The 16,759-nt window shown below is 64.9% G+C and carries 10 protein-coding genes; 4 read left to right on the top strand and 6 right to left on the bottom strand.

Going from position 1 to position 16,759, the window contains the following annotated elements; all coding sequences use genetic code 11:
• The first annotated feature begins 189 nt into the window (after window positions 1-189).
• The 3 genes from JIX56_RS17950 to JIX56_RS17940 all read left to right on the top strand — a co-directional run bounded on the left by JIX56_RS17950 (window position 190) and on the right by JIX56_RS17940 (window position 11,916).
• Window positions 190-4,512, top strand: coding sequence for a LamG-like jellyroll fold domain-containing protein (locus JIX56_RS17950; protein WP_257541935.1), 4,323 nt, complete (start codon window positions 190-192; stop codon window positions 4,510-4,512).
• Window positions 4,513-4,641: 129 nt separating this feature from the next.
• Window positions 4,642-11,577: an RHS repeat-associated core domain-containing protein gene (locus JIX56_RS17945; RefSeq protein WP_257541933.1), complete on the top strand. Its 6,936-nt coding sequence runs from the start codon at window positions 4,642-4,644 to the stop codon at window positions 11,575-11,577.
• Window positions 11,578-11,625: 48 nt separating this feature from the next.
• Window positions 11,626-11,916, top strand: coding sequence for a hypothetical protein (locus tag JIX56_RS17940; protein ID WP_257541931.1), 291 nt, complete (start codon window positions 11,626-11,628; stop codon window positions 11,914-11,916).
• A 367-nt stretch (window positions 11,917-12,283) separates the two neighbouring features.
• Here JIX56_RS17940 and JIX56_RS17935 read toward each other — a convergent pair whose 3' ends face one another.
• The 6 genes from JIX56_RS17935 to JIX56_RS17910 form a co-directional block, all read right to left on the bottom strand.
• A complete protein-coding gene (locus tag JIX56_RS17935; protein ID WP_257541929.1) occupies window positions 12,284-12,670 on the bottom strand; it encodes a hypothetical protein in 387 nt (128 codons plus the stop codon).
• Window positions 12,667-12,930, bottom strand: a complete 264-nt coding sequence (locus JIX56_RS17930) for a hypothetical protein (RefSeq protein WP_257541927.1) — start codon at window positions 12,928-12,930, stop codon at window positions 12,667-12,669. The genes JIX56_RS17935 and JIX56_RS17930 overlap by 4 nt, the downstream gene beginning before the upstream one ends.
• A 148-nt stretch (window positions 12,931-13,078) precedes the next feature.
• The gene (locus tag JIX56_RS17925; RefSeq protein WP_257541926.1) at window positions 13,079-13,576 is read right to left on the bottom strand and encodes a GNAT family N-acetyltransferase; all 498 of its coding nucleotides are present in this window, start codon (window positions 13,574-13,576) and stop codon (window positions 13,079-13,081) included.
• Window positions 13,573-14,331, bottom strand: a complete 759-nt coding sequence (locus JIX56_RS17920; RefSeq protein ID WP_257541924.1) for a hypothetical protein — start codon at window positions 14,329-14,331, stop codon at window positions 13,573-13,575. The genes JIX56_RS17925 and JIX56_RS17920 overlap by 4 nt, the downstream gene beginning before the upstream one ends.
• Before the next feature lie 85 nt (window positions 14,332-14,416).
• Window positions 14,417-14,662, bottom strand: coding sequence for a DUF397 domain-containing protein (locus JIX56_RS17915; RefSeq protein WP_257541922.1), 246 nt, complete (start codon window positions 14,660-14,662; stop codon window positions 14,417-14,419).
• Window positions 14,659-15,516, bottom strand: a complete 858-nt coding sequence (locus JIX56_RS17910) for a helix-turn-helix domain-containing protein (RefSeq protein ID WP_257541920.1) — start codon at window positions 15,514-15,516, stop codon at window positions 14,659-14,661. Before JIX56_RS17910 ends, JIX56_RS17915 begins: the two co-directional genes overlap by 4 nt.
• A 129-nt stretch (window positions 15,517-15,645) precedes the next feature.
• Between JIX56_RS17910 and JIX56_RS17905 the strand changes: the two genes are divergently transcribed.
• A complete protein-coding gene (locus tag JIX56_RS17905) occupies window positions 15,646-16,146 on the top strand; it encodes an ATP-binding protein (protein WP_257541918.1) in 501 nt (166 codons plus the stop codon).
• Window positions 16,147-16,759: the final 613 nt, after the last annotated feature.

Raw genomic sequence — 16,759 nt, 5'->3', positions numbered from 1 at the left:
GCGATCCCTATTGCGCCTGTGACCCACATCACTCGATGTTCTGTGATGTTTGGTTCTGATGGGGCGAGATGTCCTCTTGTGGCGCTCTGGAACTTTTGTTTGTTCGCGCTTTACCCTCCCTTCACAGTTCGTAGACGACCAACTACGCAATGACAGGGGCTGGGGAGTCCCTGCGGGGGAGAGCGCTTCATGCCTGTGGGCAGACGGTGGTGCGTTGTCGGGGTGGTCCTGTCCACTGCGGTTTTATCGAGCGGGTTCGGACCGACGGCCGCGATGGGCGCGGCTCGCACCGAACCGTCGGCGGAGGCGAAGCGGGAGCCGGCGGCAACGGGGCAACCTGTGCTCACGGAAACCGACGCACTGGCGCAGGCCGAGCGCACGGGCGAGTCGGTGGAGATCGCCTCCCAGCGCGGAGAGAGCAGCGAGGTCTTCGCCACCCCGGACGGCAAGCTCGAAGCGCGTGAGTATCTGCGTCCGGTGTGGACGCGTGTAGACGGCGAGTGGAAAGCCGTCGACACCGATCTGGCGAAGACCGGCGACGGCATGGTGGCCCCGAAGGCCGCCACGATCGGCCTGCAGTTCTCCGGCGGCGGCAACTCTCCCATGGTGCGGATGGAGAAAGCCGGACGGCAACTGGAGTTGTCCTGGCCGGGCCAGTTACCCGTCCCCCAGTTGGACGGTGAGATCGCGACCTATGCGGAAGTCCTTCCTGGGGTCGATCTCCGTTTGGGGGCTCAGGAGGACGGCTTCTCGCAACTCCTCGTCGTGAAGTCGGCCGAGGCCGCGGCGAGCAAGGAACTGGCCGAAGTGCGCCTGAAGATGGACGCCGAGGGGCTGAATGTCCAGGAAACCGGCAGCGGTGGCCTGGAGGCCTTGGACAAGGGCGCCGGCACGGCGGTGTTCGAGGCGCCGGAACCAGTGATGTGGGACTCCAGCCCAGGCGCGGCCGCGCTCGGCGCAGCCGTGCAGAAGAGCAGCAGCGAGCAGATGCCGGGCGCGGCATCCGCCGACACCACTGCGGCAGCCGACGATAACGGTGAGCCGGGCGCCACCGAGTCGGGAAAGCTGGCGCCGGTCGGCGTGGATGTGCCCGCCGCCCAGGACGAACTCGTACTGAAGCCCGACACCGAGGTCCTGAGGGGCGAGGACACGGTGTACCCGGTGTTCATCGACCCACAGATGCACACCCCCAAAGCGACGGCGTGGACGATGGCGTCGAAGTACTGGGCGTCGTCGCCCCAGTGGAAGTTCAACGGCGAATCCACCGCCGGCATGGGCTACTGCGCCTGGTCGTACTGCCAGCCCCACGACACCAAGCGGCTCTTCTACCGCATTCCCGTGTCGAAGTTCGCCGGCAAGAAGATCCTCTCCGCCGAGTTCACAGTGCGCAACACCTGGTCGGCGTCCTGCGGCGCGCGAGGTGTTCAGCTGTGGCGGACCGGTGACATCTCGCAGTCCACGACCTGGAATTCGCAGAACCGTTCCGGTTTCTGGATCGACCACCTGACCACCGAGTCGTTCGCGCACGGCTACGACGGCTGCTCGGCCAAGGACGCGGAGTTCAACGTGAAGTCGGCGGTCCAGCAGGCCGCGGACAAGAAGTGGTCGACCATGACGTTCGGCCTGCAGGCGTCCAACGAGGAGGACGCGTACGGATGGAAGCGGTTCTCGGACGACGCGTACCTGCGGGTGTACTACAACCGGTCTCCTGCTCAGCTCAAGATGTCGCAGCTGACGATGCAGTACGGCGGGACGTGCAAGATGCCCGGGAGCGCCGCGCGGATACGGTCCTTGGGGACGATCTATGCCAACAACGTCACCGACCCGGACGGCGACGACGTAGCCGTCGAGTTCCAGGCGAAGTGGGACAGCGGTGATGGCAAAGGGCTGATCGCCCGTTGGAAGCCGTCCTTGAGCACATTCAAGGATTCCGGATCGGACTTCGCCATCTCACTGCCTTCGTCCATCCCGACGAACAAGCAGATCCACTGGTACGCGCGCGTCAAGGACAAGGGTCTGGACCAGGTCGACGGCACCTACTCGCCGTGGTCCTACGCCGGTGACGCCACGGGCTGCTACTTCGTGTACGACACCACGGCACCCAAGCCCCCGACCATCACCTCCACCGACTACCCCGCCTATGACACGGCTGATCCGGACAACCCCTGGTACGACGGCATCGGCAAGTACGGTGCCTTCTCGGCGAAAGCCGGCGAGGCCGATGTGACCAGATACTGGTACGGCATCAACGTCGACCCCACGTCCAAGAACGAGATCGCGACAACGGCGGGCGCGGCCAGGACGATCAACCTGCTGCCGCCCCGGGTCGGTACCAACACGTTGTTCGTCAAAGCATTCGACTCTGCCGGCAACGCCTCGGAGTCGAGCTACCGGTTCCGCGTCAAAGCCGGTCAACCCGACCGCGCCACCTGGCAGTTGGATGAAGGCTCCGGTGCGAGCCAGGCCGATGGCTCCACTCCTGCACGGACCCTCGACCTCAACGGTGGGGCGACCCCAGGGGCGGGCGGCACGCTCGGTTCAGCCCTGTCCTTTGACGGTACGACCGGTTACGCGTCCACCGACCTGTCGGTGGTCGACACGACGACCGGCTTCTCGGTCTCGGCCTGGGCCAAGCTGGACACCAAGCCCGGCCACGGGGCGATGGTGGCCACGCAGATCGGCAACGACGCGGCCAGCTTCGAACTGCTCTACTCGTCCGCCTACGACCGCTGGGTTTTCGGCACCCTGGCCGCCGACGCACCAGGTGCTACAGCCAAGCGAGCCATGGCCGGCACTGCGGGCGGAGCCGAGGCCGGAGCCTGGACCCACCTCGTGGGCACCTACGACCCGGCGGCCACGAAAATGCGGCTGTACGTCAACGGCACGCTCACGGGCGAGGTCACCCACGAGATCACCTGGAACGCACGGCGCGGCCTGTGGATCGGCGCCGGCCGGAACAGCGGATCGCTCAAGGACTTCTTCCCCGGAGCGATCGACGAATTGCAGTTGTTCGACAAGATGGTCACCCAGGAAGAAGTCGACAAGCTGTACGCCAAGCAGTCGGTCGGTGACCCCGGCCGCCCCGCTGTCTCGATCTTCCACCTCGACGAGGCGAGCACCGAGACCAGCAAGATCAAGGGCTACGGCGGAGTCGTACCGGCCAAGTACGCGGGCGGTGTCACCACCGGGGTACCCGGAGTGGCGGGCAAGGCGGCCAAGTTCAACGGCACCGACGCCTACGCGAAGATCGGCCAGCAGCGGGCACCGCACATCAACACTTCCCGCAGCTTCACCGTCTCGGCCTGGGCCAAGATGGACAGGAAACCGGATGGAGCGGGGGTCATCACCGCCCAGGTCGGCCAGTACCGCTCCGGCTTCGAGCTGTACTACTCCAAGGCCTACGACCGCTGGGCGGTCAATCAGTACTCCGCCGACGCCGAGGACGCCACACCGATCCGTGCCATGCAACCCGATGGCACCACAGCACGCGTAGGAGAGTGGGTGCACCTGGTCGGAGTGCACGACACGGTCATGAACACGTTGACGCTGTACGTCAACGGAGTCAGGGCCGGATCGACCACGCTGACCAGCCCCTTCTACGCGGACCAGTCCATGTACATCGGGGCCGGTGGTTACAACGGCCAGGTCCTGAGCCACTTCCCGGGCACCATCGACGACGTGCGGCTGTACGACCGCCCGCTCTCGGCCGAAGAGGTCCAGCAGATGGTCAAGCAGCGGCCCCTGGTCAAGGGACGCTGGACGTTCGAGCAGGGATCGGGGTCGCCCCAAGTGACGCCGGACGCGTCGGCGTCGGGCAACGCCATGACGTTGCGGGGAGGAGCGGCGGTCGGCGGTGCGATCTGGGTCGACGGTGGCATCGCACTTGACGGAATCGACGACTACGGGACGACGGCCATCGCGCCCGTGGACACGACTGGCAGCTTCACCATCAGCACGTGGGCGCAGGCAGCGGCTGTTCCGAACAAGAGCGTGACATTGCTGAGCACACCGGGGACGACGACACAGAACGCGTTCGCGGTGCGCTACGTGCCGAGTGACGACCCGGCGACTGATCCGGGCAGCTGGCAGGTCACGGCAGCCGCCACGGACACGACCGACGCCGTTGTCACCGCGGTCGACCACGCCCAGTTCTCCCGGGCCGACGACTGGACGCATCTGGCGCTTGTCTACGACGGACTCACCAAGGAGCTGACGCTCTACGTCAACGGTGAGCCGGAGAGCGTGCCCTGCGAGGACGCTGACGGCAACGGAGAGCAGGACGTGCCCACGTGCACGGACGCGTTCTCGTCGGCTGAGAACGTGCTGTTGTTCAAGTCGACACAGCCCTTGTACCTGGGCGCGGCCAAGACCGGAACGACGACTGTGGGCGGGCACTGGCCCGGCGCCGTCTCCGACGCGTGGGTCTTCCAAGGCGCGTTGAGCGAGGCTCAGATTCGCATGCTGGCCGTGGGCCAGCCCGGCATGGCCACCGATGTTCCCGGCGATTCCTGACAGCTGACATCGGGTGTGCCGGGCCGGCCGCCCGGCACACCCGAGCCATCTTCGCTTCACACCCCCACTTCCGCCCCCGGTCCGCGCCGACTGCGCTGTGGGTGCGCCGAGCCAAGGACGAAGGACAGGATGAACGGCAGATCCAGCAAGCGATTCCGGACGCTGCGTGGGCGCATCGCGCTGGCCTCCGCCGCGGTGATGGTTGGCACGCTGATCCAGGGCGTGACACAACCGGCTGCGGCCGTGGACGACGACAAGGGCCGCACCGACGCCTCATGGACCGAGAAACCGGTGCCCGTATCCACAGCCAAGGTCAAACCGCGACCTCTGATGAAGGGGCCACGCACCCCGAAGACACCACCAGAGGCAGGGTGGCCGGAGGCTGCGACTGCGGTGGTGCAGTTGCCGAAGGTCCAGGACAAGACGAGGAAAAGCGCGCCGACATCCGTACGTGCCAAAGGCTTGCCTCTGACTTTGGACACTCAGGGCAAGGCGACCAAGAATCCTGTGACCGGTGCCGTCGAGACGCGCGTCCTGAGCCGAGCGGCGGCGAAGAAGACGGGCACTGACGGGCTCCTGTTCACGCTGCGTTCCAAGAGCACCACGAAGGACGCGCAGTCCGGCATGGTTCGTGCTCACCTCGACTACTCGGACTTCGCCGAAGCGTACGGCGGCGGATATGCCTCCCGCCTGACCCTCGTCCAACTGCCCGCCTGCGCGATCACCACCCCCGAAAAGCGAAACTGCCGTACTGCCGAGCCGGTCACGACGGCCAACGACACCGAGAAACAAACCCTCACTGCCCCGGACCTGGCTCTGAAGCCGGGTGCGCCCACAGTGCTCGCCGCCGTGGCTGAGGCGGAGAGCGGGAGCGGGGATTACAAGGCCACCTCGCTGGCCCCGTCGGCGACCTGGGACACCAACCTGAACACCGGTGATTTCGCCTGGTCGTACACCATGCCGGTGCCCGACGTGCCGGGCAGCATGACCCCGAACATCGGGCTGTCGTACTCCTCGGGCGGGGTCGACGGTCGGACGAGCAACACCAACAACCAGGCGTCCTGGGTGGGCGACGGCTTCGACATGTGGCCGGGCTACATCGAACGGCGCTACAAGCCCTGCGCCGACGACGACGTGGAGAACGCGGACGGCAACAAGCCGGCCGACCTGTGCTGGGCATACGACAACGCGTTCGTATCCTTCAACGGCAAGGGCGGTGAGTTGGTCCCCGACGGCACCAACTCCTGGCGGCTCAGGAACGACGACGGAACCAAGATCGTCCGGCTCTACGGGACCAGCAGTGACGTGCGGGACAACGGTGCCCGCAACGACGAGTACTGGCGGATCACTACCCCCGACGGCACGCAGTATTTCTTCGGCTACAACCGTCTGCCGGGATGGGAGAGCGGCAAGGAGACGACAGACTCCACCTGGACCGTCCCTGTCTTCGGAGACGACGACAAGGACCAGTGCCACGCCTCGACCTTCGCCAACTCGTGGTGCCAGCAGGGCTGGCGATGGAACCTCGACTACGTCGTCGATCCGCACGGCAACGCCATCGCCTATTACTACGACAAGGAGACCAACTCCTACGGCCGCAACCTCAAGGCGAGCGACGACACCCGCTACGTCCGAGGCGGAACCGTGGACCGTGCCGAGTACGGCCTGAAGTCGTCCTCGGTGTACAGCGCAAAGGCTCTCGGCCTGGTCGACTTCACCAACAGCGAGCGCTGCCTGCCCAACGCGTCGACCACTTGCTCGTCCATCAGCACGGATGCGGCCTACTGGTACGACACCCCGTGGGACCTGAACTGCGAGAGCGGCACGGAGTGCGACGACGGTCGCTTCTCGCCATCGTTCTTCACCCGCAAGCGACTGACCGACGTCACCACTCAGGTCTACGACGGCACTGCCTACAAGAACGTCGACTCTTGGAAGCTGACCCATCGCTGGGGACAGGCGGACATCGACTACCAACTGTTGCTCGACTCCGTCCAGCGGACCGGGCACTCCGCCGACACGGCGATCACCCTTCCGAAAACCACGCTCGCGTACTCCCAATACGCCAACCGACTCGACAAATCAGGGGACGGATACGCCCCCTTCATCAAGGGACGTCTGTCCACGGTCGCCGATGAGTCCGGTGGTCAGATCAACGTCAACTACTCTGAGCCGGCGTGCGACTGGAGCGCGCTGCCGACCCCGCAGACCAATAGGACTCGTTGCTTCCCCCAGTACATGGGCGGCAGCGCCACTGAGGACCCCGAACTGCAATGGTTCAACAAGTACGTGGTGGACAGTGTCACCGCCACCGACCGTACGGGCGGTGCTCCCAATCAGGTCACGACGTACGACTACCTGGGCGGTGCGGCCTGGCACTACGACGATGACGACGGGCTGACCAAGGAGAAGTCCAAGACCTGGTCGCAATGGCGCGGGTATGGACATGTGCGTGTACAGACCGGTGGCCCGGGCGGGGCTTCGGAGATGAAGTCGCAGCAGGACACGTACTTCCTGCGCGGCATGGACGGCGACCGCAAAGAACCCAGTGGCGGCACCAAAGCCGTGAGCGCGACCCTCGGTGAAGGGGAGGGCGACCCGATCACCGACCACGAGGCAGCGGCTGGCTTCGCGTACAAATCCGTCAGCTACTCCGGTCCGAACGGCAAGGTGCTCTCCAAGACCGTAAACCGTCCCTGGCGGCACGAGACGGCCAAGAAGGTCCGCGACTGGGGCACGGTGACGGCCAACTTCACCGGCACGGAGCACACGAAGACGTTCACTTCACTGGACGACGGCGCGGGTGCCACGTGGCGCATCACATCGACTGCCACGATCTTCGACGAGACCGCCGGACGGGTCACCCACATCGACGACTTCGGCGACAACTCCACCTCCGACGACAACCGGTGTACCCGCACCAGCTACCAGCTCAGCTCCACGCAGACGAGCATCCTCACACTCCCCTCTCGCGTGGAGACCGTCGCGAAGTCCTGCGGCACCACGACGAGCCGTCCCGCCGACGTGATCGCCGACGTGCGCAGCGCCTACGACGGCCGTGCCTACGGCGAGCCCCCCACCAAGGGCGACGCGACCGCGAGCGCGCTGCTCAAGAAGTACGACGGTACGACCGCCGTCTATGTGGAGTCCGGCGCCACCTTCGACTCCTACGGCCGTCAGCTGACCAGCACCGATCTCACGGCCGACGTGAAGGTCACCGCGACCGGGCTGCTCACCCGTACAGCACGCTCCGACGGTCGTACCACGACGACCGAACGCACGCCGGCCACAGGGTTCGCCACCTCGACGAAGGTGACCACGCCTCCTGCCACAGCGGGCGTCGCTGCCACGGCTCACACATCCACCACGACGCACGACATCCGCCGTGGCCTGCCGCTGACCCAGACCGATACCAACGACAAGGTCACCAACTTCGCCTACGACGCGCTGGGCCGCTCGTCCAAGGTGTGGCTGGCCGACCGCCAGACCGGCCAGACCCCGTCCTACGAGTTCACCTACACCATCGCCGAAGACAAGCCAGTCGCGGTCGGTACGAAGACGATCGGCAATGGCGGAGCCCAGCACACGGCCTACGCCCTCTACGACGGCTTCCTCCGCCCCCGCCAGACCCAGGAGCCCGGCCCGGACGGCGGCAGCCTGTTGACGGACGTCTTCTACGACGAACGTGGCCTGGTCAGCAAGGAGTTCGCGACCTACTACGCGGAAGTGGCTCCATCCACAGGTCTGGCCAAACCCGAGAACGCGCTGAACGTCGAGACACAGAGCCACTACACCTACGACGGCTCGGGACGACAGACCGAGGCGAAACAGATCGCGGGCAACGGCGACGGCGGAGCTGTTCTGTCCACGGCCCGGACCATTCACGGCGGCGACCGAACCACCGTCATCCCGCCGGTGGGCGGCACGGCCACCACCACGATCGTGGACGCCCGGGGCCAGACCACCGAACTGCGCCAGCACCGCACACGCAGCGCGGTCGCTGCGTACGACACCACCGCCTACGGCTACACAACGCGCGGTGAGCTGCTGAAGGTCACCGACCCCGATGGCAACTCCTGGGAGTACACCTACGACCTGCTCGGCCAGCAGATCAAATCCGTTGACCCCGACAAGGGCACGACGATCAGCGAGTACGACGATCGTGGTCAGCTCACCAAGGTCGACGACGCCCGCCCGGATGTCCCGGCGCTGTGGTTCGGGTACGACAACCTCGGTCGCAAGACCGAGACCAGGGAAGGCTCGTCCACCGGAACGCTGCGCAGTAAGTGGGTCTACGACACGCTCACTGGAGCCAAGGGGCATCTGGCCGAATCCACCCGTTACAGCGGTGGCAACGCCTACACCTCCAAGGTCGTCGCCTACGACCGCCTGTACCGCCCGCTGCGCTCCTCAATCACGATCCCGTCCTCGGAGGGCGCTCTGCAGGGTACCTACCTGTCGACCACCTCATACGCGGCATCGGGCCTGGTCTCGGGCGTCGGTTATCCGAAGGCCGGATCCCTGTCGGCCGCGACGGTGGCGTACACCTACGAGGACGTAACTCTGCGTCCTATCGCGATCGACGGCAGCCAGGGCATCAAAGCCACAACCGATTACAGCCTGACCGGCAAGCCGCTGAACCATCAGCTGTCCGGCGGCGGCAAGAACATCCTCATCGACAACGCCTTTGAGCCAGGTACCCAGCGTTTGGCCAGCACCACCGCGCATCGTCAGGACGTAGCGGGCTTCGACAAGAGCAGCACCTACCGCTACGACGAGGCGGGCAACGTCCTGTCCGCGTCGGACGTCTCCCGCTCCGGCACCGACACCCAGTGCTTCACCTATGACCACCTGCGACGCCTGACGGATGCCTGGACCCAGGGGACGACCACCTGCGCCACCGCACCCAGCGGCAGCGTGCTGGGCGGTCCGGCCAAGTACTGGCACTCCTACACCTACGACGCGGTGGGCAACCGTCAGACCGAAACCCTCCACGATGTCACCGGAGATGCGGCCAAGGACACCAAGAGGACTTATGCCTACCCGGGCGTGGGCAAGACGCGCCCACACTCCCTGACCTCCGTCACCGAGGCCGGCCCTACCGGCACGGCGCTGCAGAGCTACGGCTACGACGAGGTCGGTAACACCACCACTCGCACCATCGGCGGCGACACCCAGAGCCTCCTTTGGGACACCGAAGGCCACTTGGCCAAGGTGACCGAGCCCGTCGAGGGGAGCGCGGACAAGGTCACCGAGTACGTCTACGACACCGACGGCAACCGTCTGATCGGCCGTACCCCGACGGAGACGACGCTCTACCTCGGGGCCACGGAGATCACGCTGGCCAAGGGCACCACCACCCCGAAGGTCACTCGCTACTTCGACGTCGGCGGCGGCAACCAGGCGGTACAGAAGGACGACGGTTCGGTCTCCTTCACCCTCGCCGACCACCATGGGACAGCCGAGCTCTCCATCGAAGCGGCCACCCAGAAGCTCACCCAGCGTCGCACTCTGCCCTTTGGCGGCATCCGCGGCGACAGCCCGACCGGCTGGCCAGGTACCAAGGGCTTCGTCGGTGGTACGGACGACACCAAGGTCACAGGCCTGACGCACCTCGGGGCTCGCGAGTACGACCCCGCCCTGGGCCGGTTCATCAGTGTCGACCCCCTGCTGGAGATCGACAAGCCGCAGACGCTCAACGGTTATACCTACGGGGCCCAGAACCCGCTCTTCTTCACCGACGCCACAGGGCTTGGCTTGGCCTGCGGCCCGGGCTTCGCCGAGGGCTGTGGTACCGGCGTGGTGACCCGTGGTGACGGCACTCTGTCCAAGAACGGGAGCCCCACCGGGGGCGGAACTATTTACCGGCCGCGAACGGGAGTAAACGGCGCTCCTCTGAACGGACCAGTGACCATCAAGCCTTATGGCAAGTCGGTCACCATTCAGGGTGTCTATGTTCCGACGCAAGAAGAACTTGCCGCAGAGTTTCCCTACTATCACGAGAACATGGATTACCAGGGGAACCTGGAGAACTGGGCAAGAAGCAAGTGCCCGGCTTCCGAAGCTTCTGGCGATTTCTGCTCTGCGGTGGGGAAACTGGGTTGGTTCGGAGGTACCCCAGAGGTCGACGTCCTCGAAGTTATCGGTATCCGCTCCTACGTCGACTGCTACAACGGCAAGGGATGCACAGACGCCGCGGTAGACGCGTCGATCTCGGCCGCCAGTTACGGTGCGGGCAAGCTTGCCAAAATCACGCTCAACCTGTTCCAGGCGGCCCTGAAACGTTCGGACAGCACCGCCATCGGTTGCCTCGTCAAGGCTGCCCATAGCTTCGTCGCCGGCACCGAGGTCCTCATGGCCGACGGAACGACCAAGCCTATTGAGGACGTTGAGATCGGGGAAAAGGTCACTGTCACTGATCCGGAAACGGGCGAAACCACGGTACGCGAGGTCGCTGGGACCATCGTCACTGAGGACGACAAACACTTCGTCGACCTCTCCTTCGAAACGACCGACGGCACCGACTCCTTGGTCACGACCACGACCCACCCGTTCTGGTCCGACTCCGAGGATGCTTGGGTGGAGGCTGGCGACCTCCAGCCCGGCATGACCGTGCGTGCCGCAGATGGATCCCGGGTTCCTGTGGTGAAGGTGCGTGATTTCGCCGAGCGGCAGCGCACGTTCGACCTCACAATCAGCGATATCCACGCGTATTATGTCCTGGCCGGGGAAAAGCCACTACTAGTGCACAATAGCTCATTTGTATGCAAAGACGGGCCAAATGGGTGGCCTGTTCCGAGCATGGATAACTGTCTTGAGTGTGCGCAAAAAATCAGGGAAAAAATTGGTGGCAATATTTATAGGATGACGGATTCGTACGGCGCTCGCCTCGGTCCCTCCAAGCGTGATCCGCGTGGAAGCTGGCATGAGCACTTCCTCGTGATCAAGGATGGAAAAGCTTACGATGGATTTACCGGTCCGGAGGGTATGGGAGTCGATGCGTATCGACGACAGTGGGATTATTGGGAGTATATAAAGCTCGACCACATGCCGGATCTGGAGTGAGTAGTGGACCTTCGAGAGCTCTGTTTCCATCTGAGAAACCGTCGACGGATGTATCTGTTCGATGATCGATTCTCGACCGTGGTGGCTTTTGTTGTCGGGTTCGATACGGCCCAAGATGGAAAACCGCTTCGGGGTTTTCAGGAGTGGGTATGCGAGAGGTTTATCGGCGGCCATTCGGGGCAACATTGGGCATTTGTGATTGCCTCGTCCCGAGTTCCTTCATCGGGAGGATACCTCTCCATTGATCGCATTCCGCAGGAGCTGGATAGTGGTCTGGTCGTGGAGCTGGTAGACCTCCTTGAGGAGTTCTCGGAGCGTCACAGCGAGATCGGACCATAGATGGCAATGAAGCCTCGCCAGGACCTTGTTCTGGCGAGGCTTCATTGATGGCGGCGGCGTTGAGTTTCGGAATGGTCCGACTGGCTGCTGTGCTTTGGCTTGATAGGGCTGGAGCCTGCTATGACCCCGCGCCAGGACGGGATCGAGATGGCCCGCTGGTTCCGCCAGATGATCGACGCTTCTGTAGCAAGGGAAAGGGGAAAGGGAAGAGGCTCTTCCGAAGACTTCGGAAGGCCTCTCAGCTGCCTGACGGCAGTACTTGACGGCAACGTCAGCGGACGGGGACCGCGCTCCTTAATCACGACGAGGCCGACTTCGGCAACTCGTCTGCCTCACCACATTGGATATGGCCTCAAGGTGACGCCCTCTATCGGTTCAGATCGAGAAGCGGCACGCCCCTGTCCTCGTACGCCTTGGGTGCGACCGTGGCGATGAGGGCGTCCGCTCCCCACTCGGGCAGGTGACGTACGGAGTGGATGGCCGCGGCGATGCCGGGCGGTACCCCGTCCCTGCGCAGTTCGGTGACGGCGAGTACGGCCGCGTAGTCGAGGTCGACGGTGTGGATGACGTCGAGCTGACCGATGTGTTCGGCCAGCCCGAGATACTCCTCGTCGGCCTCGAGGATGGACAGAGTCGGAACCCACAGCCGGGTCTCGGGCTCGAAGTGGGCCCGGTGGACGAGCGCGGACACCTGACGGTTGCCCGTCAGTGCGAGCAGGGTGGGAGTGTCGAGAACGAGGTGGTGCTGGATCACGCGGCGGACTCCTGACCGCGTGCGAAGGCGTCACGGAGCCTGCGCCCCATGGCCGCGCTCTCCTCGTCCGTCACCTCCACACCGAAGTGCTCCGCGAGATACTCCCGGGTCCGCTCGGCCCGCTCCCGCCGCTCCTCTTCGGTGAGCGTGCTCTCCGCGAACTCCTGCACCAGTGAACGGATCGACGTATTACGGGACTCCGCGATGACCGCCAGGCGGTCTCGGACCTCGGACGGTACCCGGATCATGGCGTCAGACATGGTGGAAGTATACGTCGGCGTATACGCGATGTCGGTCGCTTGTGGGAATCCCTGTTCCGGATGCCCTCCGTCCCGACGCGTTCGGAGCGGGGGCCGCCCACGGCGTCTCCGGCTGCGATGGCGTGGGGGCTTGAAGCTGCCGACTGCCTCAGTCGGCTGCCGTCGCGCCGACCGCCTTCGCGGACAACTCGGCGACCACCTCGTCGTCCTCGACGGTGGGCAACGGCCGGAACCCCAGCGAGGTGTACAGGCGCTCGGCGGTGGTGTTGTCCGGGTGGTACGACAGGCGCAGGACCTCACAGTCCGTACGGTCCGCCAGCCAGCGCATCAGAGTGCGCGCCGCCGCCCGCCCGACCCCCTTGCCCTGCTCGGCGGCGTCGATCAGCATGCCGCCGATCCAGTACGAACCGTCCTCGTCACGCCCCCACATGACATGCCCCACCACGGTGTCGTCGGCGCACACCGCGAGCGAGTTCCATACGCCCTCGCGGAGGGACAGGAGGAGGTAACGAGCGGCCAGCGCGGGGACGTACCGGCGTTGGCCGTCCAGCGGGGCGACATCCGCGACGGCCCGCCAGTTCTCGTCGTCCACGTCATGCAGGGCGACCTGTCGCCCCACGCCGTCCAGCAGCCTGAGAGTGATCATCTGGGCAGGCTACGAGGTTCCGTAGCCATTGCGGAGGCCCTTGCTTCATCCTCGGATACGGGATCGAGATAAACATCTCCCGATTCATCCAGGGTGACCTGATAAGTCGACCATTCACGCTTCAGCGACGTCTTGGACGTGCAGTAGCAGCGGTACTTGGTGACAGTGCCGGTGTCGAGCAGTGACATCTCCGGCATGGGGTCGCAAGCCGCTCTTGGTGCTTTGTCGTCCTCGCTGTTGTGGGCCTGTCGCCAGATCCGTTGATGAACCGCGTCCCGGAAGAGGGGGGCTTTCACGGGGATCACCTCCTGCTCCCAACTCGCCAACCTGGTGGAGGCGCCTGGCAGCAGGGGATACGCGTCCTTGTGGAACCCCGAAATGGTTACCTCGTAAGGGACCTTGAGGCTCTCGTGGCCCTCGTGGCTCGCGACGCATTCGAAGACGCCGTGGTTCAGCGTCGCGTTCCCGCAGTCGATGGCCACCTTCGCGTCGGCGTCCCCCAGCTTGGGGTAGAAATCCTCGTAGATGTCGTCCTTGACATCGTTCATGCCGAAGGGTTCGTTCTTGCCGTGCGGGCGTTCGTGGTCGCCCGGATTGACGCTGCCGTCGAACGGCGTCGGTCTCTTCGTCAGCTCCACAACCGCGCCGGCCTTGAAGGGCGGTGGGTCATCCCTCGTCACCACGTCGTGGAACCACATGAAGAACCACACGACGGGCGCGATGATCGCGCCGAGAATCGCGAGCGTAATGATCACTGAGCAGCAGAGGACCGAGGGGCTGAGTTCCGCGTTGGCTGTCTGTGGAGGACGACCAGCGACCATGCTGTACGAGCACCTTGACTTACGTGGGCCAGTTCCCCGCGAGGAAAGCCGACCAGGCGGTGGGGGAGAGGGTGAGGAGGGGGCCGGTGGGCCTCTTGGAGTCGCGGATGTGGATGGTGTGGGGGCAGGGGGATATCTCTACGCAGTCGCCGCCCTCGCCGTCGCTGTGGGAGGACTTGCGCCAGGTGTAGGCGGCTTCGAGGCATTCGCCGCCAGCGCCACTGCTGTGGCTGGACTTGAACCAGTTGAGTCGCTCAGTGCTCACAGTTCCCCCAGCATCTTCTCGATCAGCGCCCGGGACTCCATTGGGTTGAGCGCCAGCGCGCGCATGATCCCATAGCGGTCGGCGATCTGTCGTACGCCTTCCGGGTCGGTGACCAGGCGTGGGTATCCCTGCCCTTCCGTGTACGCCACCTGCCCATGCCCCTTGGGTGTCAACAGGTTGAACGCGCTGTCCAGGTTGGGGTGTTCCTCTCGGGAGGTCGGCATCACCTGAATCTCGACGTTGCGCATGCTCCCGAAGCGCAGCAGATTCCGCAGTTGCTCCTTGTGAACGGCTCGTCCGCCGATCGGCCGTTGCAGCACAACCTCCTCCAGGACGTAGCTGCACATCGGTGGAGGCCAGCCCTCGAAGATCTGCTGGCGGGCCATTCGGTCGGCCACGCGCATCTCGATGGTCTCGGCGCTCAGCAGCGGGCGCCACTGCGAGAAGACCGCCCGCGCATAGTCCTCCGTCTGCAACAACCCCGGCACCCCCTGGTTGGCATAGAAGTGCAGCTCAACCGCCTCCGCCTCCAACCCCGCATAACTCCGATACCACTCCGGATGCCTCGTCCGCGCCTTCTTCATCCCCTCCTTGATCTCAGGGACCATCGCCCTCAACAGCCCCCCGGCATCAAGAAGTTCATCCGCCTTCTCCAGCACCTCCGGCCGAGCCACCCGCACCCCCCGCTCCATCGCGCCGATGGCGTCCGGCCCGTACCCCACCGCCTCGCCCAGCTCCTTCTGCGTCAGCCCCGCCCGCTCCCGCAGCAGCTTCAGCAGCTTGCCGACCGCCGTGAACAACCCGGTCGTACCGTCCGCCTCCGCCGGAGTCTCCGGCCTCCGCTCATCCGCCATCGATCCCGCCCTCACCTCGTCGTGGTCACGGCCGACGAGCCGACGCCTCGCGCACCGCACCCATACGGCTACATAGCGTCCCGCCGTCGCACCTGGTCAGACTAGAACCGGACGACCACGCTGAGTGACATGAATGCGGAAATCCCCACCACAACCGCCACGACTTCCACCGTCCTCGGTGAATTCAGGCAACTCTTCACTCCCAGCCGCCGAGGCGCCCGGCTCGCGCGAAGGACCGTCGCCCAGCGGCTGCACGCTTGGGGCATCGCCCGGGGGAGCGAGGTGTACGAGAACGCGGTGCTGGTCACCGCCGAGCTGGTGACGAACGCCGCGATGCACGGGTACGTCCAGGGGCACAGCTTTCTGCTGAAGGTGGTGTGGGTGACCGGCACCGTACGTATCGAGGTGGCCGACGCGTGCGAGAAGCAGCGGCCGAAAACGCGGCGGTCGGAGCCCGAGGCCGAGTCCGGGCGAGGGCTGCTGATCGTCGAGGCCCTCGCCGACAAGTGGGGCGTCGAGGACCGCGACCTGGGCAAGACCGTTTGGGCCGAGCTGAGTACCAGTATCAGTACCGGGTGTCAGGGGGTGTCAGGCCGAGTGTCAGAAGGGGTGACACCCGCGCCTGCCTAGGGGTTTGGGTGTCAGAGGCCCCTGACTGTCAGAGGGTGTCAGGGAGGGGCGCTCTTCGGGTCTAGTGACTACCGGCCCCAGCGGTAGCAGCATGGCCCACTTTCAGCCCGCGCAGCCAACGTCTGCTAGGGCGTCCGCCGCATCCTCCCCTGACGCAGTGGACGTACACGGGTGAAATGGAATATTAACCCCAATATGTACGCCACTACGAATAAAACTGGGATGGCCACCAGGCACGCTTTGACGCTGTGCCAAATCTGCCAAACCGCCCCGAAATATAGCCAGAGAAGACCCATCGCACCTGATTGGATTGCCCCAAGCGAGAACTCCTCCCCCTTGGAGCGGAAGAGAAGCAACACAACAGCCATCGTCCAGAAGGCCGCCGGGAAGCTGAGGGCGCCACCCCATGGAATCGGATAAAGAAGCAGAAAATAGGCAGCACCTAGAGGCAAAGACAGCGTGAACATCCAGCTACTGATGGTCGCAGCTCTACGCGAGTTAAACATGGGCCCCTCTCTTACCTCGGAACGCAAGAGTGGCATGTCAGCCCCAACGCCGCCTGAGCCTCCACTCTTTCTCCTCGGGCAAGAGGGCTGAGACTGGAGTGATCCCC

The sequence above is a fragment of the Streptomyces sp. CA-210063 genome, from assembly GCF_024612015.1.
Lineage (GTDB): Bacteria > Actinomycetota > Actinomycetes > Streptomycetales > Streptomycetaceae > Streptomyces.
The sequence above is the reverse complement of the archived record's forward strand: the minus strand, read 5'-3'. Positions and strand labels throughout refer to the sequence as shown.

What these genes read in the sequence shown, in the direction of transcription:
- JIX56_RS17950 (WP_257541935.1), top strand. Translation starts at nt 190, where the DNA reads ATGCCTGTGGGCAGACGGTGGTGCGTTGTCGGGGTGGTCCTGTCCACT.
- JIX56_RS17945 (WP_257541933.1), top strand. Translation starts at nt 4,642, where the DNA reads ATGAACGGCAGATCCAGCAAGCGATTCCGGACGCTGCGTGGGCGCATC.
- JIX56_RS17940 (WP_257541931.1), top strand. Translation starts at nt 11,626, where the DNA reads ATGTATCTGTTCGATGATCGATTCTCGACCGTGGTGGCTTTTGTTGTC.
- JIX56_RS17930 (WP_257541927.1), bottom strand. Translation starts at nt 12,930, where the DNA reads ATGTCTGACGCCATGATCCGGGTACCGTCCGAGGTCCGAGACCGCCTG.
- JIX56_RS17925 (WP_257541926.1), bottom strand. Translation starts at nt 13,576, where the DNA reads ATGATCACTCTCAGGCTGCTGGACGGCGTGGGGCGACAGGTCGCCCTG.
- JIX56_RS17910 (WP_257541920.1), bottom strand. Translation starts at nt 15,516, where the DNA reads ATGGCGGATGAGCGGAGGCCGGAGACTCCGGCGGAGGCGGACGGTACG.
- JIX56_RS17905 (WP_257541918.1), top strand. Translation starts at nt 15,646, where the DNA reads ATGAATGCGGAAATCCCCACCACAACCGCCACGACTTCCACCGTCCTC.